The organism is Rhizobium sp. P28RR-XV, assembly GCF_012641385.1.
Lineage (GTDB): Bacteria > Pseudomonadota > Alphaproteobacteria > Rhizobiales > Rhizobiaceae > Rhizobium.
Map to the genome: position 1 here is coordinate 244,424 of NZ_JABAIG010000003.1, position 26,184 is coordinate 270,607.

The window sequence follows — 26,184 nt, forward strand, 5'->3', positions numbered from 1 at the left end:
GCTGAACGCTTACGGCTGGTATCGCGACGCCTTGGGCGTCACGCATCGCGCGGCGGAAAAGCCACCAACGCCAAAACAGGCTTTCCTCCTGCTCGAGCCCTCTCCCGACGGCTCGATAGCTCCCAATCTGCTAGACCCGGACCGCCTCGTCTCCCAACGGAGGCGCAACCACTGTCAATCCTTCGAACTCCGCATAAAGGCTGTCGGGAAGCCTTGGCTCCACGAGCTGCATGTTGCGGACAAGACTTTCCGGCTTTGCCGTCCCGATCAGCACCGAGGCCACGCAAGGACTGCGCAGCGGGAACTGAAGCGCCGGCTGGGCAAGCGGTACACCGTGCTTGCGGGCGATCTCTTCCATCGCCCCAACCTTGGCAAGGATGTCCGGCGTTGCCGGCAGATAGTCGAAATGCGCGCCGGGCACGGGGCCGGTCGCCAGAATGCCGGAATTGAAGACACCACCGACGACCAGCGATGTCCCTTTCTTCTCGCAAAGCGGCAACAGCTCGGCAACGGCCGAGCGGTCTAGCAGTGTATAACGGCCGGCCAGCAGAATGCAGTCGATATCGGCCGCATGCATCACGTCCAGGCAGACCGGCACCTCGTTGACCCCAAGACCATAGGCCTTGATCGCGCCGGACGATTTCAACTCCTCCAGAGCCCTCAACCCGGATCCGAGGAACTGCCCTAGGTAGCGCTCGTTGAGAGCCTTGCCATGGGTATAGCCGCCGATGTCGTGGACGTAGAGAATATCGATGCGGTTGAGCCCAAGGCGAGCATAGCTGAACTCGACTGAGCGCATGATGCCGTCATAGGAATAATCATAGTCGGCATCGAAGGGCAGCGGGTCGACATAGCCGTAATTCGGCACCTTGTCGCTCGGCACCGGTCGCATGAGGCGACCGACCTTGGTCGACAGCACGTAACTGTCTGCAGGCTGGTCGCGCAGGAAATCACCGACATGGCGCTCGCCAAGGCCGAAGCCATACCAGGGTGCCGCGTCGAAATAGCGGATGCCGCTATCCCAGGCTGCCTGCAAGGTCTTCATCGCCTGATCGCGAGGGCAGGCACGATAGAGGCCACCCAGCGCCGCCGCGCCAAAGCTGATCTCCGTGACCTCAAGGCCCGTCCTGCCGATTGTTCTTGTCTTCATCACCTCTCCCTTGTGATGACGGTCATTTCAATTTCGGTGGCGTTAACGGAAGCTCTCGACATCCATCGCCATTGATTTTGTTTTTTATCTACAATAAACATTTTGGTGTCAACGAGGAAATCATGGGGGACCGTCACGGGAGACGGCGGAAACAGTGGTTTCGACATAACTCCTGCAATTGACTGCCATCGGGACATGGTCCAGACAGCGCCGCCGGCAAAGAGCGGCGACGATACGCGAGGGGGAAATGGCAAGGCAAAACACGCTGTTCAAGGAGGCCTACAATCGCTATGCGGCCCGCCTGAAGCTAGATACCGAGCTGCCGAGCGAGCCTGAAATCGCAGCCGAACTCGGCGTTAGTCGCAGCACGGCGCGGGCGATCCTGATGCGTCTCAGCGACGCCGGCATCATTCTCTGGAACAAGCGGCAGAAGACGGTGCTGCGCCTGCCGACGGAGGACGATTTCTTCCCCAAGGAAGAAACCGATTCACTGCACGATATCATCGAGCGCAGCTTCATGGTGCGCATCATGTCCGACGAAGCCCAACCGGGCATGCAGATCAACGAGCTGGAACTGGCGCGCGAAATCGGCACCGGCACCTCCGTCGTTCGTGAATTTCTTATCCGTTTCAGCCGTTTCGGCCTGATCGAGAAGCGGCCGAACAGCCATTGGATTCTCAAAGGCTTCACCAGCGAATTCGCGCTCGAACTTGCTGACGTGCGGGAAATGTTCGAGCTGCATTCCGCAGCCGAGTTCGGCCGCCTGCCTGCCAATCATCGCGCCTGGGAGGATCTCAAGACGATCGAGCAGGAACACCGCGAGCTGCTCAAAGATTTCGACGCGCATTACCGCGACTTCTCGCGCCTCGACGAAAAATTTCACCTTCTCATCCATCGCGCCTCGAAGAACCGCTTCATCACCGAGTTCTACGACGTCATCGCCATCATTTTTCACTATCACTATCAGTGGAACAAGGCTTTCGCACGCGAGCGCAATGCCCGCGCCGTAGTAGAACATCTCGACTATATCGAAGCGCTGCAATCGCGCGACCAGCAAAGAATCGACGCCGCCTGCCGCCGGCATCTCGCCTCGGCACGACAGACGCTGCTGCAGTCGATCCCGCAAATCCCGGGAGAAATTGCCGGCTCCGCCGCCTGACGACGGGAGCCGGCCGTTCGCTTATTTCACGGTGAAGCTCAGGCTTTGGCTGGCAAAGCGCGGTGAGGCAACATCAAGCTTGATGGTGCCTGCCCTGCCCGTCGCCTGCAGCCAAAAGCCCGTGGTCCCGCCCTGGAATACCACCGTTTCCGGCCCGATAACCTTCGCCGGACCGTCGACCTTGATCGTGACGGCCTCATTGAGGAAGGGCAAACGCGAGCCGGCCTGATCGAGCGCACGCACGATGACGCGCACCGTATCGCGCTCGCCTGCGCGCAAGGTATCGGCGTCGGCTTCGACCTGAAGCGACGTCGGCAGCGGATTGGCGACCATATGCTGCTCCGTCACCGGTTTGCCATCGATATAGCCGGTGAAATGCGCGTCCTCCCACTCCATCCCCCATACGCCGAGCTCGTCCGGCGTGAAGGAACGGTGATCGAAGACGACGGGAGGATGCGGCAGATGCGGGAAAGTCTCCCGGTCCGGGCCGAGGCGCTTGGTGAGCGAGCCGTAACGCAGTTCGATCTCATCGCAATTGGTGAGCACGATCAGCGGCAGGGCGCCGCCGATATTGCGTTCGCCGCGCGCCCAGATCGTCACTGGCTTCATGACGATCTCTTCGGCGGGCTCGCACTGGCTGGCATAGACATAAGCGGCGAATTTCGGCTCGCGGAACATGTCCATGACGCCATGGTAGCAGATCCGGTCACCCGAGCCGAAATCGCTATGCGTGTTATAGTCGAACATGCACCATCCGATGGCGCCCGATATCGACGGATCACCATAGGCGGCATTCAGGACCTCCAGATGCCGGCGCACATGTTCGGCCTGACGCTGCTCCTGATCGTAGATTTTCGTCGGATACATATGGCCGCCGAATTCGGTGATGAGATAGGGCACGTCCTTGGGAAGGCCGGTATTTTCCTGCTGCGGCCTGAGCGGCGTGCGCGGCCGGTTGGCACCCGGCAGCTCCTCGTTGCCGAGGATGAAATCATTCATCGTATAGACGTCTTCGAGCATCTCGCTTTCGGTAATGTAACGAACGCCGCCGGTCTGGCGCGTCGGATCGAGCTCGCGCGCAAGCCGGTTCGTCTCAACGTAGAAATCGTGAGAATCCTGGGATTCGTTGATGCGCACGCCCCAGATGACGATCGAGGGATGGTTCCAGTCACGCTCGATCATGCGGCGCACGTTGCGGATCGATTCCTGCTGCCATTCCTTATCGCCGATATGCTGCCAGCCGGGGATTTCCTCGAAAACCAAAAGCCCGATACGATCGCAATGCTCGAGGAGCCACTTCGACTGGGGATAATGCGAGGTGCGCACGATGTTGCATTTCAGCGTGCTCTTCATAATCTCCGCGTCACGCTCCTGGGCGGAACGACCCATGGCGTAACCGACATAGGGAAAGGCCTGATGCCGGTTGAGCCCACGCAGCTTCAGCTTCTTGCCGTTCAACAGGAAGCCTTCCGCGGTGAAGCTCGCGGTGCGAAAGCCGAACGTCGTGGCGTGACGGTCCGACCCGTAATCGCTCGTAAGCTCCACTTCCGCCGAATAGAGGACGGGATTGTCGAGCTCCCAAAGCGAAAGGCCGGAAAGGCCGGCGAAGTTGAGCTTCATGCTTTCACCTGACGTGTCGGCCTGACCCGAAGCGATCACCGCACTATCGGCGGACCGCAGCGTCACTTTCACGTTGCCCTTGAAAGCAAGATCTTGCGGATTGGAGATGTCGCAACGCACCGTCGCGGATTTGCGATCGGAAAGGACATCGGCGGTCTCGACCTTGATGTTGGCGACCGAGACGGGAGCGGCAACCTTCAACCAGACATCGCGATAGATGCCCGCATAGGTGAGATAATCGATCCGGCCGCCGAAAGGCGGGATCTCCAGGTTCTCGCTGCCGTCGATCTTGACCGTGATCAGGTTCTCGCCTTGGCGCAGGCGGCCGGTCAGGCGCGCCTCGAAGGGCGTATAGCCGTCCTTGTGGGCAATAATCTCCTCGCCGTTCAGATAGACGACGGCGTCGGCCATGGCCGCATCGAAGATCAGCGATATCTCGCGCCCGGCGAACGTCTCGTCCCAGTTCACGATCTTCTGATAAGTGAAGGCGCGCTGATAGGATTTCTCATCGAAATAGTTGAAGGGCAGTTCGACGGCCGTATGCGGCAACGTGACGCTCTGCCCTTCCTGCGGGCGGCCGACATCTGCGGGCGAAAATCCTTCATGAAACGTCCAGGATTCGTTGAAGGCGACAACAGAACGCATATTCAATCCTATCGATTAAGCCCGTCGCATCGGGGGACGAACAAATGTTGCTTGGAAATCAGGCGCGCGGCAAGGGAGGCGCAAGCGCCGCGGGGCGATATGTATACAGGCTCGCCACGGAGGCGCAATGCGACCGGTTGGCGGATTTCCATTTTCCTGAGTTCGACGTTCCCGGGCAGGCAAACGGCGGCGATCCCAGCCAGCGCGCGACCTATCTGCTTCGCCCGTTCTTCGCCTCCTCGACCGGGCTGCGCACTGCGGCATACATGCCTGTTGTGCGGAACTCCGTCGGATTGATGCCGTAGATGCGGCGAAACACCTTGGAGAAATAATTGGCATCATCGAAGCCCGTCATGATCGCCACCTCCTTGACGGGAATGAACGCAGCCTTCGTCAGCAGTTTCGCCGCACGCTGCATGCGTTGCTGCAGTACGAATTCCGCCGGCGGCAGGCCCTCGCTTTCGGCAAAGACCCGCGAGAAATGCGCGCGGCTGAGGCCACTCACCTGCGCAAGCTCGTCGACGGGAAGCGGCTTGTCGAGATTGGCATCGATATGGTCGATGACGATCTGCATGGCGGAGCGATCGGCGGCAAAGGCATGCGAACCGAAGACGTCATCATAGAGAGCCATAGCCGCCTCATAGGCGATGGCCGAAGCCGAGGCGGGTGTTTTGGCGCCCTTGACGAGCCTGAGGCTGCAATCGGCAAGATGATCGATGGTTGTCGGCTGCAGCTTCAAGACGGGGCCGGCCGCGGCCAGGATCAGGCGATGGATGCGCAACGCCTCCTCGCCATTCATGGAGATCCAGAAATACTCCCAGCGCTCCCCCTTCTCCAGCCAGTAGCGATGATTGTGCGGCACGAGCACCAGCAGCGTATCGCCTGAATTCACACGATAGTTGCGGCTTTCGTAGCGCAATCGGCCGGTGCCGCTAATCGTGTGCTGGAGCACGGTAAACGGCGTCTGGCCGCGCCGGCGCCCGTCCCAATCATAGGCTTCGTCGTGCCGGATTTCGTATCCGGCACTGGTCGGCATGGCATGCAGCCGGTGGCGTCCACGCGGCAATGAAACCGTCCGCATGGCCTGTGCGTTATCGATCAATTCCTGCAGCACAAAATTACCCTTGAAAGCATAATAGTTCTCTGTTCGGCTGGGTGATTATAGGCATAATCCCCGCCAGAAGACAGCGCTTGATCGCCGTTGAGGATCGGCGATTGGAGGGAAAACCACGATTTCGGCCTGTTTCGCAACCGTTGCGATCATAGGGCGAAAATGCCGTTGTCTCCCCTGCCGCTGCTCGTTCGATCGACTTGAAGGTGAGGATCATGAGTTTCAAAATCGCTATTATCGGCGCCGGCAGCGTCGGCTTCACGAAAAAGCTGTTTACCGACATTCTCTGTGTGCCGGAATTCCGCGACGTCGAATTCGCGCTGACTGACATGAGTGAGCACAATCTGACGATGATCAAGGCGATCCTCGATCGGATCGTCGAGGCCAACAAGCTGCCGACACGTGTCACCGCAACGACGGATCGCCGCAAGGCGCTGGAGGGCGCGCGTTATATCATCAGCTGCGTGCGTGTCGGCGGACTGGAGGCCTATGCCGAGGATATCCGCATCCCGCTGAAATACGGCATCGATCAGTGCGTCGGCGATACCATCTGCGCCGGCGGTATTCTCTATGGCCAACGCAACATTCCGGTCATTCTCGATTTCTGCAAGGATATCCGCGAGGTTGCCGAGAGCGGTGCCAAGTTCCTGAACTATGCCAACCCGATGGCGATGAACACCTGGGCGGCGATCGAATACGGCAAGGTCGATACGATCGGCCTGTGCCATGGCGTCCAGCACGGCGCTGAACAGATCGCCGAGGTGCTCGGTGCTAAGGACAAGCGCGAACTCGATTATATTTGCTCGGGCATCAACCACCAGACCTGGTTCGTCGACCTGCGTCTCAACGGCCGCAAGATCGGCAAGGACGAGCTGATCGCTGCCTTCGAGGCGCATCCGGTCTATTCGCAGCAGGAAAAGCTGCGCATCGACGTGCTCAAGCGTTTCGGCGTCTATTCGACCGAGAGCAATGGGCACCTGTCCGAATACCTGCCCTGGTATCGCAAGCGCCCGGGCGAGATCAACAAATGGATCGACATGTCGGACTGGATCCATGGCGAGACCGGCGGCTATCTGCGCCACTCCACCGAGACCCGCAACTGGTTCGAGACGGAATTCCCGCAGATCCTCGACAGCGCCTCGCAGCCGATTGATCCCGCGCGCCGCTCCAATGAGCATGCCAGCCATATTCTCGAAGCGCTGGAAACTAACCGCGTCTATCGCGGCCATTTCAACGTCAAGAACAATGGCGTCATCACCAATCTGCCAAGCGACGCGATCATCGAGTCGCCCGGCTTCGTCGATCGCTTCGGCATCAACATGGTGGCGGGTATCACGCTGCCGGAGGCGTGTGCCGCGACCTGCATTTCCTCCATCAACGTCCAGCGCATGTCGGTCCATGCCGCCATCAGCGGTGATATCGACCTCTTGAAGCTTGCCGTTCTGCACGACCCGCTGGTCGGTGCCATCGCCACACCGGAGGAGGTCTGGCAGATGGTCGACGAAATGGTCGTCGCCGAGGCACGCTGGCTGCCGCAATACGCGCATGCCGTTGATGGGGCGACGGAGCGCCTGTCGCGCGGAAAGGTCAAGACGCGCGATTGGAAGGGTGCCGCAAGCCGCAATGTCCGCTCGATCGAGGAATTGCGGGCGGAGAAAGCCGCGCTGAAGCAGGCCGGCTAACGAATATGCAGATCGGAAGATAGGCACCGCGGCGGGGATTTCAGGGGAGATTTTCCGCCGCATGTCGATCCTCTTCCGTTTTACTGGAGGAGCGCGACGCCTCGAACGGAACGGTCGCGATATTGGGAGAGAGAACAAGATGAGACATTTTCGACCGATCGGCCTTCTAGCCGCATTGACGATCGCCACATCGGCGATCGCCATCAGCGCCTACGCGGCCGAACCGACAGTACCGCCCGTTCCGCCAGTCTTTCCGGCGGAAGGAAAGATCAAATATGTCGAGCGCAACTCCATTCTGGAATTCAAGGCGCTGCCGGAATACCACGAGCCCGCCTGGATGACGGAGAAGTTCGTCAAGACCGGCAAGCTGCCACCCGTCAAGGATCGCCTGCCGAAGGAGCCGCTGGTCTTCAAGACCGGCAACATGCCCGACGGCATCGGCGTCTATGGCGATACGCTGCGCCATGTCATCGGCGGCCGGCCCGAAGGCTGGAACTATGGCGCCGGTCAGACCCAGGGCTGGGGCGGCATCGATATCGCCTTGTCCGAGTGCTTGACGCGCACCGCGCCGCTGTTCCAGGTCGAGGCGAAGGACACCGAACCGCTGCCGAACCTCGCTAAAGGCTGGGAATGGTCACCGGATGGTCATAAGCTCACCATGCATCTGATCGAAGGCGCGAAATGGTCCGACGGCGTTCCCTTCAATGCCGACGATATCATGTTTTATTGGGAAGACGAGGTTATCGACCCGAACGTCTCGCCGCTTGGCGGCGGCGCATCGCCGGAAGCTTTCGGCGAGGGAACGACGCTGAAGAAGATCGACGATTATACGATCGAGTGGACCTTCAAGGACGCCTTCCCGAAACAATATCTCTATACGATGGCCTATCCCAGTTTCTGCCCGGGTCCGTCGCATATCCTGAAGCCGCAGCATCCGAAATACTCCAAGAACACCTACGACCAGTTCAAGAACGCTTTCCCGCCGGAATATATGAACATACCGGTCATGGGCGGCTGGGTGCCGGTCGAATATCGTTCCGACGACATCATCGTCATGCGCCGCAACCCCTATTATTGGAAGGTTGACGAGAAGGGCAATCAGCTGCCTTATCTCAACGAGCTGCATTACAAGCTCTCGACCTGGGCGGACCGCGACGTGCAGGCGGTTGCCGGCTCCGGCGACCTGTCGAACCTCGAGCAGCCGGAAAACTTCGTCGCCTCGCTGAAACGCGCCGCACAGCCGGATGCACCGGCCCGTCTTGCCTTCGGTCCGCGGCTCATCGGCTATAACCTGCAGATGAACTTCTCCGCCAATGGCTGGGGCAACCCGGACGAGCGTGCCCAAGCGGTCCGTGACTTGAACCGCAACGAGGATTTCCGCAAGGCCGTGACCACGGCGCTCGATCGCAAGGCGCTCGGCGAATCGCTGGTCAAGGGACCGTTCACGGCGATCTATCCCGGCGGCCTGTCTTCCGGCAGCAGCTTCTACGATCGCAACTCCACCGTCTATTATCCTTTCGATCTCACTGCGGCGAAGGCCGAACTGGCAAAAGCCGGACTGAAGGACACCGACGGCAACGGCATCGTCAACTTCCCGGCCGGCGTCAATGGCGGCAAGGATGTCGAGATCACCCTCCTGGTCAGCAGCGATTACACCACCGACAAGAGCCTTGCCGAGGGTGTCGTCAGCCAGATGGAAAAGCTCGGGCTGCGCGTCATCATCAATGCGCTGGTCGGCCCCAAACGCGACGATGCCAACTACAGCGGCCGCTTCGACTGGATGGTGCGACGCAACACCACGGAGCTTGCCTCAGTGGTGCAGAACACCGAGCAGCTGGCACCCGTCGGCCCGCGCACGAGCTGGAATCACCGCGCGCCGGAAAGCGGACAGCTGGATCTGATGCCCTTCGAAAAGGACATGGTCGATGTCGTCAACAAGTTCACCGCCTCGAAGGACAATGACGAGCGCGTGGCCCTGATGAAAAAGTTCCAGAAGCTTTCGACGGAGCATCTCTACAATATCGGCCTGACCGAATATCCGGGTGCGCTCATCATCAACAAGCGCTTCTCCAACGTTCCGCCGGGTACGCCGATCTTCCTGTTCAACTGGGCCGAAGATTCCATCATCCGCGAGCGGCTTTGGGTAGCGGCTGACAAGCAGGGCAAGTACGAGCTGTTCCCCCAGGAACTGCCCGGCGCCCCGGGCAGCGCCGGCCCGATCAAATAAGGTTCCAACCGACCCCATGGCAGCAGGCATGACGCCGGCTGCCATGGAAACTCGAAGCATTCCAGCGATCAGCCATCGCCGGGCAAACATGAACCGCTGGCGCATATCGTCCTCACCGGATCGAGATCGTCGACAGCATCAAGAGAAGCGAACCGTCCGATGTTACGATTCCTGCTCGTTCGCATAGCCTCCGCCATTCCCGTGCTCCTGATCCTGAGCGTGGTGACCTTCGCCATCATACAGGCGCCGCCGGGTGATTATGCCGATTACATCCGCTCGCAGCTGATAAACCAGGGCGGCGCATCCTTCGAACAGGCCGATGCGCAGGCGCAGGCCTACCGCAAGGAACATGGCCTCGATAAGCCGATGATCGTCCAATATTTCAACTGGATCGGCGGCATCGTCACCAAAGGCGATTTCGGCTACAGCATGGTCTACAACAAGCCGGTGGCCGATGTCGTCGGCGAACGCCTGCCGCGCACCCTGGCATTGGCGCTGGTATGCCACATCCTCGCATCCATTCTCGGCATCGGTTTCGGCATATGGGCCGCAACGCGGCAATATAGCTGGATCGATAATCTGCTTGCCGGCATCTCCTTCCTCGGCATGACCGTGCCGCGCTTTCTGATGGCGCTGATCATCGTCTATATCCTCGTCTTCCAGCTCAACGTCTCGGAGATCGGCAGTTTCTTCTCGCCGCAATATGGCGGAGCGCCATGGTCCTGGGCCAAATTCGCCGATCTCGTCAAGCATGTCTGGCCGGTCGTCGCGATCGCCACGTTCGGCGGCCTCGCCTACAATATGCGCATCATGCGCGGCAACCTGCTCGACACGCTGAATGCCCAATATGTGGAGACGGCGCGCGCCAAGGGCCTTTCCGGCGGCGCCGTCGTCATGCGCCATGCCGTGCCGAATGCGCTGCACCCCCTGATCATGTATCAGGGCGTCGTCCTGCCCTATATGCTGACCGGCGAAATCGAGACCGCGATCATCTTCACGCTGCCGACCGTCGGGCCGGCGATCGTCGGCTCGATGGCGGTCGGCGACGTCTACGTGACCGCAACCTTCATGATGGTGCTGTCGGCAACCCTCATCATTGGTAACATCATCGCTGACGTGTTGCTTGCCCTGCTCGATCCGCGTGTGCGTCAACAGGGAGGGATCCACTGATGCTAGCCTTCAGCAACTCCCCGCCGCCGCCGGAAGAAAAGATCAAGCAGAAGAGCGGCAACGAGAGCTACATCGCGCTGGTCTGGCGTCGCCTGAAGCGTTCCTGGACCGGCATGGGCGGCCTTACCCTCGTCGTTCTGCTGCTGCTGATGGCGATCTTCGCCGAATTCGTCGCACCGCTCGATCCGAAGGCGACCGACACCGGCTTCGCGCCGCCGCAGGTCATCAGCTTTCACGACAAGGACGGCAATTTCGTCTTGCAGCCGCGGGTCTATGCCCTCGCCGAGACGAGCGATCTCGATCCCGTAACCTTCCAGCCGATCGTCGGCCCGGATTACGATCACCCCCGTCTGCTTGGCCTCTTCGTCAAGGGCGACCCCTACCATCTCTTCGGCCTGATCCCCGGCGACCGGCATCTCTTCGGCGCCACCGACGGCGGTCCCGTCCATTTCCTCGGCACGGACAAGTTCGGCCGGGACGTGCTGTCGCGCGCCATCTACGGTTCACGCATCTCTTTGATGATCGCCTTGACGGTCGTTGCCATCGTCACCGTCGTCGGCACTGCGGTCGGCATGATATCGGGCTATTTCGGCGGCACGCTCGATGCCTGGATCCAGCGTTTTGTCGAAGTGGTATTGGCCTTCCCGCAATTGCCGCTCTACCTGGCGCTGACCTCGCTGATCCCCGTGACGGCACCGACCAACGTCTTCCTCGCCTTCGTCATCATCGTCATGTCGGCGCTCGGCTGGGCGCAGATGTCACGCGAGGTGCGCGGCAAAACGCTGGCCCTCGCACGGATCGATTACGTCCGCGCGGCCATGGCGGTCGGCGCGACCGACCGGCGCATCATCCTGCAGCATATTTTCCCGAACGTCATGAGCCACGTGATCGTGACGGTGACGCTCGCGATCCCGAGCGTGGTGCTGCTGGAATCCTTCCTCGGCTTCTTAGGCTTTGCCGTCAAGCCGCCGCTGATCTCCTGGGGGCTGATGCTGCAGGATACGTCGACCTATTCCGTCATCGGCTCCTATCCCTGGATCCTCACCCCCGTCGCCTTCGTTCTCGTCACCGTCTTCGCCTTCAACGCCCTTGGCGACGGTCTGCGCGACGCGATCGACCCCTATTGAGAAGAGACCCGGACATGGCTCTTGCACTCGTCAATTCCTTCGCCCCCGAGGTGCGGTTCGACGCCGCGAACAAGACAGCCTCGCCGGTAATCGATGCCCGCAATATTGCCGTCAAATTCAAGGTCGAGGACGGCATGGTCGATGCCGTCAAGGACATCACCTTCCAGCTTTATCGCGGCGAGACCATCGCCATCGTCGGCGAATCCGGCTCTGGAAAATCGGTAACGGCCCGCACCGTGATGGGCCTGCTGACCAAACGCGCCGTCGTCTCCGACAAGTCCGCCGTGCATTACGACGGCAAGAACGTGCTGAAATTCTCCGAGCGCGCGCGCCGGCAGCTGCGCGGCGACCGCATCTCGATGATCTTCCAGGAGCCGATGAGTTCACTCAATCCGATCTACACCATCGGCAGCCAGATCGTCGAAGCGATAAGGGTTCATCGCAAGGTCAGCCGCCGCGACGCCGAGAAGCGGGCGCTCGACCTCTTGAAACAGGTGCAGATTCCCGATCCGGAAGCGCGGCTGAAACAATACCCCCATCAGCTCTCCGGCGGCCAGCGCCAGCGCGTGATGATTGCCATGGCGCTTGCCAACGATCCGGACGTCCTGATCGCCGACGAACCGACGACGGCGCTCGACGTCACCGTGCAGGCGCAGATCCTCAACCTCATCCGCAATCTGCAGAAGCAGCTCGGCATGGCGGTGATCCTGATCACCCATGATCTGACGGTCGTGCGCCAGTTCTCCGACTATGTCTATGTGATGCAGAATGGCGAAATGCGCGAGCACAACACGACCGAAGCGCTCTTCGCAAATCCGCAGCATCCCTATACGCAGCATCTGCTGACCTCGGAGCCGCGTGGACAGGCAAAGCCGCTGCCGCCGAACTGCGACACGGTTCTCGAAGGCAAGTCCGTCAAGGTGGCGTTCATGCTGCGTCACGGCAGCTTCTTCAAGCCCGACATGCGCGAGCTCGTCGCCGTCGACAGCCTGAACCTTGAGCTGCGCCGCCACGAAACGCTCGGCCTGGTGGGTGAATCCGGCTCCGGCAAAACCACATTCGGCCAGGCGCTGCTGCGCCTGATCGATGCCGATAGCGGCGAGATTTTCTTCGACGGGCAGGCAATCCATGACCACTCGCGCGCCGAAATGCGGCCGTTGCGCTCGCGCATGCAGGTCGTCTTTCAGGACCCGTTCTCGTCGCTCAATCCGCGCATGACCATCGGCCAGATCATTTCCGAGGGGCTGGTGGTCAACAACCTCGGCGCCAACAAGGCTGAACGCCTGGAACGCGTCAAGGAGGCGCTCGTCAGTGCCGGCATGCCGGCCAACATTCTCTCGCGCTTTCCGCATGAATTTTCCGGCGGCCAGCGCCAGCGCATCGCGATTGCCCGCGCCATCGCACTCGAGCCGGAATTCATCCTTCTCGACGAGCCGACCTCCGCGCTCGATCTTTCCGTCCAGGCCCAGATCATCGACCTCCTGCGCAAGCTGCAGGACGAGAAAGGCCTGAGCTACCTATTCATTTCCCACGACCTCAAGGTCGTCCGCGCCCTTTGCCACCGCGTCATTGTCATGCAGCACGGCAAGATCATGGAGGAAGGGCCGGTCGAAGAGGTTCTCTCGCATCCCAAGACCGCTTACACCGAACGCCTTGTCAGAGCGGCGTTCGAGGTGGCTTCATAGCATTCAGGAGATTTTGAAATGACAGGCACTCCCAAGATCACATTCATCGGAGCCGGTTCGACCGTCTTCATGAAGAATATCATCGGCGACGTCTTGCAGCGTCCTGCCCTGGCAGGCGCCAGGATTGCGCTGATGGACATCAATCCGCAGCGGCTGGACGAAAGCGCCATCGTCGCCCGCAAGCTTGCTTCGACGCTGGGCGCACCCGCCACGGTCGAAATCTTTACCGACCAGCGCAAGGCGCTCGACGGCGCGCATTTTGTCGTCGTCGCCTTCCAGATCGGCGGCTACGAGCCCTGCACCGTCACCGATTTCGAAGTGCCGAAGAAGTATGGGCTACGCCAAACGATCGCCGACACGCTTGGCGTCGGCGGCATCATGCGCGGCCTGCGCACGGTTCCGCATCTCTGGAAGATCTGCGAGGACATGCTCGCTGTCTGCCCGGATGCGATCATGCTGCAATATGTGAACCCCATGGCCATCAACACATGGGCGATCGGCGACAAGTACCCCACGATCAAGCAGGTCGGTCTTTGCCATTCCGTACAGGGGACGGCGATGGAACTGGCGCATGATCTCGACATTCCCTATGAGGAGATCCGCTACCGCTCGGCTGGCATCAACCACATGGCCTTCTATCTCGAATTCGAGCATCGCCAGGCTGATGGTTCCTATCGCAACCTCTACCCCGATCTCGTGCGCGCCTATCACGAGGGACGTGCGCCGAAGCCCGGCTGGAACCCGCGCTGCCCGAACAAGGTGCGCTATGAGATGCTGACCCGGCTCGGCTATTTCGTCACTGAAAGCTCCGAACATTTCGCCGAATACACACCCTACTTCATCAAGGAAGGCCGAGAGGACCTGATTGAGAAGTTCGGCATTCCGCTCGACGAATATCCGAAGCGCTGCATCGAGCAGGTGGCGCGCTGGAAGAGCCAGGCCGAGGAATATCGCACGGCCGAGAAGATCGAGGTCAAGCAATCGAAGGAATACGCCTCCTCGATCATCAATTCGGTCTGGACCGGTGAACCCTCCGTCATCTACGGCAATGTCCGCAACAATGGCTGCATTACATCGCTGCCCTTTAATTGCGCGGCGGAAGTCGCCTGCCTCGTCGATGCCTCCGGCATCCAGCCGACCTATGTCGGCGACCTGCCGCCGCAGCTGACGGCCCTCATCCGCACGAACATCAACGTGCAGGAACTGACGGTCAAAGCCCTGATAACCGAAAATCGCGAACACATCTACCACGCCGCGATGATGGATCCGCACACGGCAGCCGAGCTCGATCTCGACCAGATCTGGGCGCTGGTCGATGAACTGCTCGTCGCTCATGGCGATTGGCTGCCGGAATGGGCGCGCGGCAATCGTAAGGTTCAGGCCGCCTGAAGCCTTCTCTCCCTGGCTTGCGGCCCAAAAGGCCTCGCGGCGCTGCCGCGGGGCCTTATGTCTTTGGCCGTGTTGGAGAAAGTGAAAATCCAAAACATGGGCGAATATCGTATCGATAACCGGTGGCAAAGCACATTCGCCTGGGTTAGAAAACACTCGCAGTTTGGAGGAGACGAACGACATGGCGAGCTCAGATACATTCACCACCGGAACATTCGTCGGTCGCCTCTGGCGCCCGGATGTGGAAGGCCCTGCACTCGTCACCGTTCGAGATGGCACGCTTTACGACATCACTTCGAAGGAAGCGCCGACCATACGCGACCTGCTGGAAAAGGACGATCCGGTTGCGTTCGTTCGCGCCCAGAAAGGCGAAGCCGTCGCCAAGCTCGGTGACTTGCTGACCGCCAAGGCCGATCTCTCGTCCATCCACCTTCTCGCGCCCATCGATTTGCAGGCGATCAAGGCCTGCGGCGTCACCTTCGCCCGTTCGATGCTGGAGCGCGTCATCGAGGAACGCGCCGCCGGCAATCCGGACCTTGCCGAAGCGATCCGCGGCAAGGTGACCGCGCTGATCGGCGACAGCCTGCGCAATCTCAAGGCCGGCTCTCCCGAAGCCGCCAAGGTCAAGGCTGCCCTGATCGAAGAAGGCGTATGGTCGCAATATCTCGAAGTCGGCATCGGCCCGGATGCCGAGGTCTTTTCCAAGTCGCAGGTCATGTCCTCGGTCGGGTTGGGCGCAGATGTCGGCCTGCATCCGATCTCCAAATGGAACAATCCCGAGCCGGAAATCGTGCTTGCCGTTGATAGCCAGGGCCGTGTGAAGGGCGCGACGCTCGGCAACGATGTCAACCTGCGCGATGTCGAGGGCCGGTCGGCCCTGTTGCTCGGCAAGGCGAAGGACAACAACGCTTCCTGCTCGATCGGCCCTTTCATCCGCCTGTTCGACGAGACTTACGGCCTGGACGACGTGCGCAACGCCGATCTCGACCTGAAGGTCGAAGGCGAGGACGGTTATGTGCTGCATGGGCGCTCATCGATGAAGGAAATTAGCCGCGATCCGCTCGACCTCGTCTCCCAGACCATCGGCCGCCATCATCAATATCCGGACGGTTTCGTGCTGTTCATGGGAACGCTTTTCGCTCCCGTCGAGGACCGCGATACGCCAGGGCAAGGCTTCACCCACAAGGTCGGCGACATCGTCACTATTTCCAACGACAAGCTCGGATCACTGCGCAACCGCGTGCTGCTGTCGACCGAATGCCTACCCTGGACATTCGGAACTTCGCATCTGATGCGCAACCTCGCCAAGCGAGGATTGATCTGAGGCCCTGAATAAATCAGGCAGAGCTGAGTACGGCCGATGGTTGAAATGTGTGATGCATTCGCGTTACACATCAAACGCGCATGATCCCGGATTCGGTTCGGGCCATGCCTATGGTTTCCGACGGGGTCTCCGTTGGGCCGAATTGCAATCGACCCGCGCTGGACGCAAAGGAGCCGCCGATGCAGATGACCACAAGCTCGTCTCCCTTGCCGCTCGATGGCCCGCAATGGGTGCGGTTCCGTCAGCAGGAAGAACTGCGAAAGGCAATGCTTGAGCGGCGCTTCGACGAGGTGGAGCGCATAGTGGCATCGCTTGAAGCGGTATGGTGGCAACCCGGCGATGTCCCCGATGATCGCTATGTGTATCTTGCAACCAGTTCCGGCCTGTTTGACCATGCAAGCGTGAATGTCGCGCGGCGGCTTGAGTTACTGGATGACTGGACCCGGGCCTATCCGGATTCCTACCATGCGTGGTATATTCTCGGTCACCATTATTTTCGTCGGGCTGCTGATATCCGCACGGCGGCCTGGGCATCGGAAGTTGGCGAAGATCAATGGGTTGCCGCCCATATGGCTTGTGTAACCGCGGCCGAACATCTGTTGAAGGCAATGACGCTCTCCGAGCGTCCGGCGCTTGCCGCTGAAACCATGATGCAGATCTGCCAATATCTTGGCCAGCCGGATTTCGTCGACGCACTGTTTCGCGGAACGCCGCTTGAAAAAACCATGCAGCGCGACGAGTTCGACCCCGACCTTTATGAAGCGGCATGTGCTCAGCTCGCCAAGTATGGATTGAAGCCGCCGGGCATCCTCACCGCAGCACTTCCGGGTTCTCTTCCGCCCGCGCAAGAGGGCGACATCGAAAATCCGGGCTATTACTGGCTGCGCTATTGCCTTTCGCTCAGACCGCGATGGCCGGATATCCTGGCGGACTACGCGCAGTATTTGAGCCCCAGATGGGGTGGCTCTGAGGGGGAGGTCGAAAAATTCGCCACCGGCCCTTTGTGTTCACAATTGAACGAGCAAGAGCGCAATTCCATCCGCTGGCCGGGCATTAATGACGCATTGACGCTGCCTGAATATCCGCAACCAGGCGACGTGCGCGAAATCGCCGCCCGAGAGAAGATTTTTAAGAACTGGCTCGCGCGGGATCTCTCCGATGCCCTGCGTTTCATTTCTCTCGGAAAATACGCCAATTTTACCCATTACTCGCTTGCCGACACGAAGCTGGCGCATCAGCGCCATGTCGAATCCATCCGCTATTGCAAGCCGCCACGGACCTATCCCGGAGTGGACGGTGCGTTCCGGGATTTCACCAACCTAATGCTGATCCAGCATTTCGAGGATGTGGAAGGCGCTTATGCGCGCGTGCTGCAAACCGCCGCCCGCCGTTTCGACGAGCCGACAATGCTCACCATGGCGGCCTTCGCCTGGCAGTACGGCATGTGGGGGATCGAGGCCGATCCGGCCATCGCCACGCGACTGATCGACCGGGCGGCCGAGTTGGCGCCATTCTATGAGCCGGACGCTTTTACGCCGGTGCACGCTTGCAGGATGATATGGGACGGAGGCTTTCAAAAGGAGGCCACCCACCTCACCCGCGCATTTGCCGAGAGGCGTGTCTATTCCAGCGCGGCGAGCATGTATGATATTACAAGGGGAATTCGACCGGATACCCAACCGGAATTGCTGGACGACAAGGAAGCGGATCGCTGGCTTGAGCGAGCTGTCGAGGAAGGGGAAGCGGTGGCCTTTTACAATTACGCCTGGCGCCTCGAAAACGTTCACAAGATCGATTTGACGATCCGTCAAAATTTCGAGCGGGTCCGCGACCACTATGTGAAGGCGATGGAGGGCGGAATTGGCGCATCTGTCATCAGGCTTGCAAGCGTTGGACGGCGGCACGGAACCGAGGAGGAGAAACAAGAGGCCGTCGCCAATATGAAATCCTTCGTTACCCACGAGGACGACCATCTTGCTGGCGAGGCTTATAGCGAGGTGGTTCTGGCGTATAAACATGGCGATGGCGTTCCAAAAAGCGAGTTTATCGCCATGCAATGGTTCGATCGCTACAAGGAACTTTTCCCCACTCATTCATCAATGGATTGGATGGAAACGCAGGTCTATGGATCGACGGGATGGAAAATGGCCGGCCGGGCATTGCGGGCCTTCTTCCTTGGAAAGAAGCTTTCAAAAGAGCATCTGCCTCCGAAGTAAGCGCCGCGATGAACAATCTCCTCCCGCCACCGCAGGAAGGCAGATGGCGAGCCCTGATCTGGCTTGCCTTCGGCGATGCGCTTTTGCTCTTTTCCGGTGTCCTGCTGGTTCTCTCGCCTCTTTTGCTGGTTTTTTCTCTGTCCTCGCCGCTGCTGCTGGCGCTTCTCGCCTTGCCGTCGCTGTCATGGTTCTTTTATGGGCTGATGGTCCTGCGCGCCCGCGCCGTACCGCTGCCACCGCCGGTTTCGAATGGGATATTGCTGGATCCCGGCAAGGTTCCGGCTCTTGCCGCCGACATTGAACGGTTGCGCCTTGCCTGCGAGGCGCCGGCCTTCACGGCGATCTATGTCAACGACGACCTCAACGCATCCATATACCAGACCGCGGCGCGGTCCGGTCCGTCGAAGCATATCCTCGTGCTCGGCCTGCCGCTTCTCGCTCTCCTGACCAGGGACCAGGCAGCTGTGGTCATTGCCCACGAATACGCGCATATCTCCCGCCAGCATGGCCATTTCGCCCGCTGGGCCTATATGGCGCGCCAGCGCTGGGCAGCGCTGGCTGATCTGCATGAGCGCAATCATCGTCTGATCACCGCGCCGCTTCGACTGTTTCTGTCCTGGTACGTGCCGCGCATGATGCGAGAAACGCTGGAATTTTCGCGCCGTTGCGAGATGTTCGCCGATGCGCAAGCCGTTCAAGTGTGCGGTGCCGATCTGGCGCTGGAAGCTGAATTCGCACTGGCTCTAAGGCAAAAAGCCATGTCCGACCGGTTCTGGCCCGGCCTATTCGCGCGAGCCGGTGTGGATGAACCGGCTCAGGTGCAGCCGTTCACACAGCTTCTGGCGGAACCGGCGGAGAGCCGTCCGCACGATGGCGCACAGGCGGCAGCCTGGCTGCACGAAGCTCTATGTCAGGGTCCGGATCCCCGCAGCACGCATCCTGCCTTTTTCGAGCGCGTAGCATCGACAGGATTTGATCCGACGGATCCGCTTCCAGGTCACCTGCCCTGGCGCCTTGAGAAAACGGCCGCAGCCACGGATTGGCTGGGAAACGAGGCATCCGGCATAGCCGCGCAGCTCGACGCCAACTGGTGCGAGAATGTCGCCCAAGCCTGGCGGGACGCAGAGAGCTGGCATGCGCGCCAACATGAGGAATTCGCAAAGCTGCTGCACCGCCGCAAGCAGCAGACGTTTGATGAAGGGGACTGGCTGCTTCTGGCGCAATTGGCGGAAAAATTTGATCCGGCAGGTCCCCTTCGTCGGGAGGCAATCGCGCAAGGATTGCGACATTCACCCGATGATCCCACGCTTCTTCAGTTTGAAGCCGAGGATCTGGAGCAAAATGGTGACTTTGGCGCAGCGATAGCCCTATGGCATCGCATCGGCCAGAACTCGTCGACCTCCGTATATGACGTTCATCGCCGTCTTTGCGAACTCTGCTTGCGGACGGGAGACAGGGTGACGGCAGAGCACCATCGGCATGTCGCCGACAAATTATGGACCGGCCAAGATGCGGGGCAGTTTGTGCTCAACGAGCATTTTCCGCATGGGATGGACGCATCCGAAGTCGCACTGCTGCAAGGCGTATTGCAACCGCTCTTTGCCCATGCGCGCTCCGTTTGGCTTTGCCGCGACAAGCCGGCCGACAGACCGGATGCGCCCGGGTGGTTCCTCTACGTCGAGGCCTATGATGACTGGTTCATGCGCATGGTCGGCAGATTGACCGGCGAAGAAGATGTGAATGCCTCGGCTTGCAAAAGGCTGCTGGAGCGTCTGCTGCCACGCTTGCATATCTATGCGGACGTCGTGTTCATCGGGCCATCCGAGAATATTTCGGCTTGTTGCTCACCCGATAGTCTGATCGCCCATGCAGGCAGGGCCGTTTCGCCCCCGCTCACCAACCTTGAAAAATCGCAGACCATGCATCTGTCGCAGTGATCGCAGCAGCGGGAAATTTCGGCATCCTAAAATGAGCCTCCAATTGCAATTGCGATCTCAAGCTTTGGACCGCCTTGAGCGATGGCAGCGGTTGCCTGCATGGGAGACGAAGTGCGAGATCTCGACCGGAGAGGGCTCCATAACATCGCGTCGTCGAGCATCACGCCCTCGGATCGTGCCTGGAACGATCCCTCTCAATTGGTGTGTTCGATACCGCCGCCAATCTCAAACAATTGCGCCGGAAATGGCATATGATTGTGTGCTGCCACACATAATGCAAAGACAGGGTGAGGCGATGTCAAAATCGCTCAACGCATAGGTTGACGCTGGATGGCCAAGACCCAGCTGAATTGGCCAGACACATTGGTAAAAAATCGGGTGACGCGATTGCAGGACTACGCAAATGGCTAGTCGAATTATCATCCTGACTGCGGCCGCGTTGCTGTGTACGTCTGCCGCAGCGCATTGCGAACAGATCGCCGATCTGAAGATCATTGCCTTTCGTTCCGAGGAACCTGATCGGTGTCGCGAGTCGGATGTCGCCTTGTCACCTGCAAAGGCTCGGGAATTCTTCAAGCGTGCAAAACAGATTGATGCCAGGGTCCTCCACGACGATTATGATCTTGCCCCCTGCTACATAGAGGGCACGTTAAAGTGGGGCGGGAAAATCTGTGACTGGAATATCCGGGCGGGTGCCACGGGCCATGTTCAATGTAACAAGCAGGAAATGTACTTCGCCTGTCAGGCGTGCGGCGATCTGTTCGACCAAAAGTAACGGCTGTGTTCCATGCGACCCGGAATTCACGGCCGGCAAGCCGCCAAAAGAATGGCGATGAACAGGCTTTCGCATCCAGCTTTCAGCAAGGTTGCGACAAGTGATGGGCCGGCGGCAAAAAATCCGGCACCGGGCACGGGACGCGGCATAGGCGGAACGGGGATCGGCCAGACACGCCTACCCCAATCGATCCTACACCGTTCCGGCCCGGCGTCGCCCCCTGACGATGCAGCCGGGCAAGCTGCTCCTCGAGCCAATCCTCAACCGGCTCGCTTCTCGGCGTCTTCTACCGCCAGACCGGCCAGAGCGAGGGCCGCCTCCCGCGTTCTCGCGGCTGCGATAAAACGGCCATTATGGCAGAAGCTGGCGCCCTCAATTCCGGTGGCCACTTCAAGGTCGCGGCCGCTCAACCCCGCCCAAGCAGCCGGAAGGTTGGCACGCAGTTCAAACCCCTCCTCCGCGCGGCGGATTCCGGTCAGGCACCAATCCGCCTCGCGCGGATGCACCACGAACAGGAGATGATCGGCACCTGCCTTGACGATGGCTGGTCGAAACGGCATCCCCATCGGCAGTTCGAGAACGCGGTCCTGCCCTGAAGACGCGATCTCCTGCAGCACCAGCGCTTCGGCGCGCAGCTTCGCGTGGATCCCGCTGATCTTGGCTTCGACAAAACTGCGGGCGATTGCCACAGCCGCATGGAATGCCCGGTCGGTCGCCTGCGGATCCCGTTCATCGAAAGCGGGTTTCAACGTTTCCAGCAGGGACGGCAGGGTCAGTCCGGCCAGCAGACCGGCGCTGTCCGGGCTGAGTGCACCATTGTCGACCAAGTCGACCGGCAATACGAAGCCCGCATCGAAAGCAGCACGCACGGTTTCGACGAAAGCGGCCGGGACGGACATGGCGGCCAGATAGTCGCGGCCGAAATGTTTCCATATCAACCCGAAGGAACTGAAGGGCTGACCATCGTCGCGCTGCGGTGCGCCGCGCTGGTGATGATCGAAAATACCGGCAGCCGCATCATAAGCGCCGCCGACATCGTAGACGATGCGATCGGCGCCGGGCGTGATCCATTCCGGCGCCCTGCTGCGAACCAGCCGTACGTCAGGGAAAAGCCGCGTGAGGATGACGCTGGACAACACCTCGTCGGCATGAAAGCCGCCGGAATGCGTAACGAGGAAATTTGGAGCCATACCGCCATAACCTTGCTGTTCGCGAATTGGACGAACCGGCAATAACCAGTTTTGGCTGTCTTCTCAACCGCTCATCACCAAAGTGGAGGGACGACCTGGCTGGCGGCGGCATCGATGGCCGGAGCCGTGTGGCCCCGGAATGGGAATCTGCCGAGCCTTGCAGAGCGCATTCAGCGCCCTGATTCAAGGATGACAGGCGGCCAGATGGTGCCGAATCTTAAGGGCTCGCGCCGAAAAAGGTCAGTCGAGTGAGGACCGTGTAGTGCGATTCCGACACCATCAGAGCGACGAAAACGAGCACCAGGACTGGCGGAACCAGAATGGCATAGATCAACGCCAGCCGTTCCCAGGCCATGTGCATGAAAATGGCAACGATCAGCCCCGCTTTCAGGATCATGAACAGCAGGATCAGAGACCATCTGAGATAGCCCTGAATGCCGAGATAATCGACGAGGTAGGAGAAGGTGCTGAGGACGAAAAGCAGCCCCCAAACCACCATGTAGAGTTTTATCGGATGCTGCTGTCCCGAATGTGCCTGTACCTGCGCCATGATGCCATCCTCACCACAGATAGAAGAATGCAAAGATGAATACCCAGACCAGATCGACGAAGTGCCAGTATAGCCCCGTGATCTCGACGATCTCATAACTGCCCTTGCGGCTGGTGAAAAAACCTCGCCTTTCCTGGTCGAAATCTCCCCGCCACACCTTGCGTGCCATGATCAGAAGAAAAAGCACCCCGATCGAGACGTGGGTACCGTGAAAGCCGGTGATCATGAAGAAGGACGAACCGAACTGCGCCGCTCCCCATGGATTTTCCCAGGGGCGGACTCCTTCCCTGATCAGCTTGGTCCATTCGAATGCCTGCATTCCGACGAATGTCGCGCCGAGGGCCGCTGTCGCCAACATCAGTGCCGCGGTCTTGCGGCGATCGTGGCGGTATCCGAAGTTGACGGCCATGGCCATCGTGCCGCTGCTGCTGATAAGGACGAAGGTCATGATGGCGATCAGGATCAGCGGGATTTCCTTGCCCCCGATCGTCAGGGCGAAAACCTCGCTGGGATTGGGCCAGGCGACGGTGGTCGACATGCGCGCCGTCATATAGGCCAGCAGGAAACAGCCGAAAATGAAGGTATCGCTCAAAAGGAAGATCCACATCATCGCCTTGCCCCAGGAGACGTTCTTGAACGCCCGCTGGTCCGATGACAGATCGGCCGCGACGCCGCGCAGTCCCGCCGGGTGCAGAAGTGGATCGTGTACCGGTCTTTCTATGGATTCGGTCATCATCGAAGCTCCTCAGCTGACCAATTGACGGCAGAGATCGACGAAACTATTTGCCCAGCCGGCGAAGAGCGCAAAAAGGATCAGCCAGACAACAAGCATAAAATGCCAATAGATGGCGCAGAGATCGACGCTCAGGCGGACTCTCGCCGGCGCAGGGCTGGTCCGGGCACGGATCGTCGTCCGTCCGAGTACGAAAAGTCCGCCCAAAATGTGCAGGCCGTGCAGTCCGGTGATCATGTAGAAGAAGCTATTCGATGGATTGTCGGCGAGCACATAGCCTGCCGCAACCAGTTGCCGCCACGCCAAAACCTGCCCGGCAAGGAAGAGAACCGCCAACATAAACGCCACGGCAAGAGCTGTGTTCAACATCTCGCTTTGGTCAGAACGAGCTTCGGTTTTGGCCCACTGCAACGCAACGCTGCTGGCAGCAAGGGCGGCCGTATTCACCCAAAGCAATCGCGGGATCGGAATGCTCCACCAGTCGGAGCCGCCGAGGCGGGTCAGATAGGCGCTGATGAGGAGCGTGAACAGGGCGCCGACCACGGCGAGAAAGATGCCGAGACCGACCTTCGCCGTGGTGGCCGACGATCCCCGCATGTCAGGCGCATCGCCTGCAATGCCCGCTTCCAGCCAGGGTTTCGAGGTCAACCGCTGCCTCGCCATCCACCAGGCGATGATGCCGGCGATGCCTGCCATGAAGATGAGAATTGCGCTCATGACAACGCCCTTTCGGACGGCCCGGACGAGGCCGGCTGGTTTTGCGGCAGGAAGTCCTGATCCGCTCCGGGAACGCTGTAATCATACGGCCAGCGATAGACGATCGGCAGCTCCTTGCCCCAATTTCCGTGAGCCGGCGGCGTTTGTGGTGTCTGCCATTCCAATGTCGTTGCCCGCCATGGATTGCCGCCGGCTTGCCTGCCCCAGCGAAGGCTCCAGGCGAGATTAAACAGGAATAGAAGCTGAGCAGCACCGACGATCAGCGCGGCGACCGTGATGAACATGTTCAGCGTATGCGCCGACGGCGGTATGAAGGCAGTTTCGCCCAGCTCGTAATAGCGACGCGGAATACCCAGCAGCCCGAGGTAGTGCATCGGGAAGAAAATCGCATAGGCGCCGAGAAAGGTGATCCAGAAATGGATATGGCCCATGGTCACGTTCAGCATGCGCCCCGTGACTTTCGGATACCAATGGTGGATCGCGCCGAAGATCACCAGGATCGGCGCGACCCCCATCACCATGTGGAAATGGGCAACGACGAACATCGTGTCGGACAGCGGCACGTCGACGACGACGTTGCCGAGAAAAAGGCCGGTCAGTCCGCCATTGATGAAGGTGACGATGAAGGCCAGTGCAAACAGCATCGGCAATGTCAGATGGATATCGCCGCGCCAGAGCGTCAGCACCCAATTATAGACCTTGATGGCCGTCGGGATGGCGATGATCAAGGTCGTGGTCGCGAAAAAGAACCCGAAGTTCGGATTCATGCCGCTGACATACATGTGATGCGCCCATACGACAAAGCTCAGCGCCGCGATGATGAGGATCGCCCAGACCATCATCCGGTAGCCGAAGATGTTCTTGCGCGCATGCGTGCTGATCAGATCCGAGACGATGCCGAAGGCCGGAAGTGCGACGATATAGACCTCCGGATGGCCGAAGAACCAGAACAGATGCTGGAACAGGATGGGGCTGCCGCCCCCTTGCTGCAACTGCTGGCCCATCTCGACGATGGCGGGCATGAAGAAGCTTGTGCCGAGCAAGCGGTCGAACAGCATCATGACGGCGGCGACGAAAAGTGCCGGGAAGGCGAGCAGCGCCATGACGGTGGCGGTGAATATGCCCCATACCGTCAAGGGCATCCGCATCAGCGTCATGCCGCGAGCACGTCCCTGCAGCACGGTGACGACATAATTCAGCCCGCCCATGGTAAAGCCGATGATGAACAGGATCAGCGAAGACAGCATCAGGATGATGCCCCAATCACGCCCTCCCGGCGTACCCGACAGAAGAGCCTGCGGCGGGTACAGTGTCCAGCCGGCGCCGGTCGGTCCGCCGGGTGCGAAAAAGCCGACGACCAGCACGATAACCGCGAGCAGATAGAGCCAGTAGCTCAACATGTTCGCATAGGGAAACACCATGTCGCGCGCGCCGAGCATCAGGGGGATCAAGTAGTTGCCGAAGCCGCCGAGGAACAGCGCTGTCAACAGGTAGATCACCATGATCATGCCGTGCATGGTGATGAACTGATAATAGTGCTCCGCGTCGATGAAGGAGAAGTAGCCGGGAAAGCCGAGCTGCAGCCGCATCAGCCACGACAATACCAGCGCCACCATGCCGATCGAAATGGCGGTTAGGGAATACTGGATGGCGATGGTCTTCGCATCCTGGCTGAAGACATATCTCGTCCACCAGCTTTTCGGATGGTAAAGCTCCACATCCTCGACTTCAGCGGGTTGGATGACCTGCTCGGTGCCGGACCCAATGTCGACCATAT

At 59.9% G+C, this 26,184-nt stretch carries 19 protein-coding genes; 11 read left to right on the forward strand and 8 right to left on the reverse strand.

Features of this window, described 5'->3' with window-relative positions:
- Positions 1-130: 130 nt before the first annotated feature.
- Complete coding sequence (locus HGP12_RS08065; RefSeq protein ID WP_168839428.1) at positions 131-1,150, reverse strand: aldo/keto reductase; 1,020 nt, start codon at positions 1,148-1,150, stop codon at positions 131-133.
- Positions 1,151-1,397: 247 nt separating this feature from the next.
- Between HGP12_RS08065 and HGP12_RS08070 the strand changes: the two genes are divergently transcribed.
- The gene (locus HGP12_RS08070; RefSeq protein ID WP_168839427.1) at positions 1,398-2,309 is read left to right on the forward strand and encodes a GntR family transcriptional regulator; all 912 of its coding nucleotides are present in this window, start codon (positions 1,398-1,400) and stop codon (positions 2,307-2,309) included.
- A 21-nt stretch (positions 2,310-2,330) separates the two neighbouring features.
- On the opposite strand, the gene HGP12_RS08075 is transcribed toward HGP12_RS08070, so the two are convergent.
- Together HGP12_RS08075 and HGP12_RS08080 are read right to left on the reverse strand one after the other, a co-directional pair.
- Positions 2,331-4,574, reverse strand: coding sequence for a glycoside hydrolase family 2 protein (locus HGP12_RS08075; RefSeq protein WP_168839426.1), 2,244 nt, complete (start codon positions 4,572-4,574; stop codon positions 2,331-2,333).
- A gap of 211 nt (positions 4,575-4,785) precedes the next feature.
- Complete coding sequence (locus tag HGP12_RS08080) at positions 4,786-5,655, reverse strand: AraC family transcriptional regulator (RefSeq protein ID WP_205926391.1); 870 nt, start codon at positions 5,653-5,655, stop codon at positions 4,786-4,788.
- Between the two features lie 245 nt (positions 5,656-5,900).
- Between HGP12_RS08080 and HGP12_RS08085 the strand changes: the two genes are divergently transcribed.
- The 10 genes from HGP12_RS08085 (at position 5,901) to HGP12_RS08130 (ending at position 21,217) form a co-directional block, all read left to right on the forward strand.
- Positions 5,901-7,367, forward strand: coding sequence for an alpha-glucosidase/alpha-galactosidase (locus HGP12_RS08085; RefSeq protein ID WP_168839424.1), 1,467 nt, complete (start codon positions 5,901-5,903; stop codon positions 7,365-7,367).
- Between the two features lie 139 nt (positions 7,368-7,506).
- A complete protein-coding gene (locus HGP12_RS08090; RefSeq protein ID WP_168878700.1) occupies positions 7,507-9,594 on the forward strand; it encodes an ABC transporter substrate-binding protein in 2,088 nt (695 codons plus the stop codon).
- A 159-nt stretch (positions 9,595-9,753) separates the two neighbouring features.
- A complete protein-coding gene (locus HGP12_RS08095) occupies positions 9,754-10,764 on the forward strand; it encodes an ABC transporter permease (RefSeq protein WP_168839422.1) in 1,011 nt (336 codons plus the stop codon).
- Complete coding sequence (locus HGP12_RS08100; protein WP_168839421.1) at positions 10,764-11,891, forward strand: ABC transporter permease; 1,128 nt, start codon at positions 10,764-10,766, stop codon at positions 11,889-11,891. Before HGP12_RS08095 ends, HGP12_RS08100 begins: the two co-directional genes overlap by 1 nt.
- Before the next feature lie 14 nt (positions 11,892-11,905).
- Positions 11,906-13,576, forward strand: coding sequence for an ABC transporter ATP-binding protein (locus HGP12_RS08105; protein WP_168839420.1), 1,671 nt, complete (start codon positions 11,906-11,908; stop codon positions 13,574-13,576).
- 18 nt (positions 13,577-13,594) lie between these two features.
- Positions 13,595-14,965, forward strand: coding sequence for an alpha-glucosidase/alpha-galactosidase (locus HGP12_RS08110; RefSeq protein WP_168839419.1), 1,371 nt, complete (start codon positions 13,595-13,597; stop codon positions 14,963-14,965).
- A 181-nt stretch (positions 14,966-15,146) separates the two neighbouring features.
- On the forward strand, positions 15,147-16,289 hold the full coding sequence (locus tag HGP12_RS08115) for a fumarylacetoacetate hydrolase family protein (RefSeq protein ID WP_168839418.1): 1,143 nt from the start codon (positions 15,147-15,149) through the stop codon (positions 16,287-16,289).
- A gap of 179 nt (positions 16,290-16,468) precedes the next feature.
- On the forward strand, positions 16,469-18,505 hold the full coding sequence (locus HGP12_RS08120) for a DUF4034 domain-containing protein (protein WP_168839417.1): 2,037 nt from the start codon (positions 16,469-16,471) through the stop codon (positions 18,503-18,505).
- Between the two features lie 8 nt (positions 18,506-18,513).
- Positions 18,514-20,442 carry a M48 family metallopeptidase gene (locus HGP12_RS08125; protein ID WP_168839416.1) on the forward strand — a complete coding sequence of 643 codons (1,929 nt, stop codon included), beginning with the start codon at positions 18,514-18,516 and terminating at the stop codon, positions 20,440-20,442.
- A gap of 403 nt (positions 20,443-20,845) precedes the next feature.
- Positions 20,846-21,217 (forward strand): hypothetical protein, encoded by a 372-nt coding sequence (locus HGP12_RS08130; RefSeq protein ID WP_168839415.1) that lies wholly within the window; start codon positions 20,846-20,848, stop codon positions 21,215-21,217.
- Positions 21,218-21,477: 260 nt separating this feature from the next.
- Here the strand turns inward: HGP12_RS08130 and HGP12_RS08135 are convergent, their stop codons facing one another.
- From HGP12_RS08135 to HGP12_RS08155, 5 genes are all read right to left on the reverse strand, one after another.
- Positions 21,478-22,407 carry an MYG1 family protein gene (locus HGP12_RS08135; RefSeq protein WP_168839414.1) on the reverse strand — a complete coding sequence of 310 codons (930 nt, stop codon included), beginning with the start codon at positions 22,405-22,407 and terminating at the stop codon, positions 21,478-21,480.
- A gap of 217 nt (positions 22,408-22,624) precedes the next feature.
- Positions 22,625-22,957 (reverse strand): cytochrome C oxidase subunit IV family protein, encoded by a 333-nt coding sequence (locus tag HGP12_RS08140; protein ID WP_168839413.1) that lies wholly within the window; start codon positions 22,955-22,957, stop codon positions 22,625-22,627.
- Between the two features lie 10 nt (positions 22,958-22,967).
- On the reverse strand, positions 22,968-23,690 hold the full coding sequence (locus HGP12_RS08145) for a heme-copper oxidase subunit III family protein (RefSeq protein WP_168839650.1): 723 nt from the start codon (positions 23,688-23,690) through the stop codon (positions 22,968-22,970).
- 12 nt (positions 23,691-23,702) lie between these two features.
- Positions 23,703-24,407 (reverse strand): cytochrome c oxidase subunit 3, encoded by a 705-nt coding sequence (locus HGP12_RS08150; RefSeq protein ID WP_168839412.1) that lies wholly within the window; start codon positions 24,405-24,407, stop codon positions 23,703-23,705.
- Complete coding sequence (locus HGP12_RS08155) at positions 24,404-26,182, reverse strand: cbb3-type cytochrome c oxidase subunit I (protein ID WP_168839411.1); 1,779 nt, start codon at positions 26,180-26,182, stop codon at positions 24,404-24,406. The genes HGP12_RS08150 and HGP12_RS08155 overlap by 4 nt, the downstream gene beginning before the upstream one ends.
- Positions 26,183-26,184: the final 2 nt, after the last annotated feature.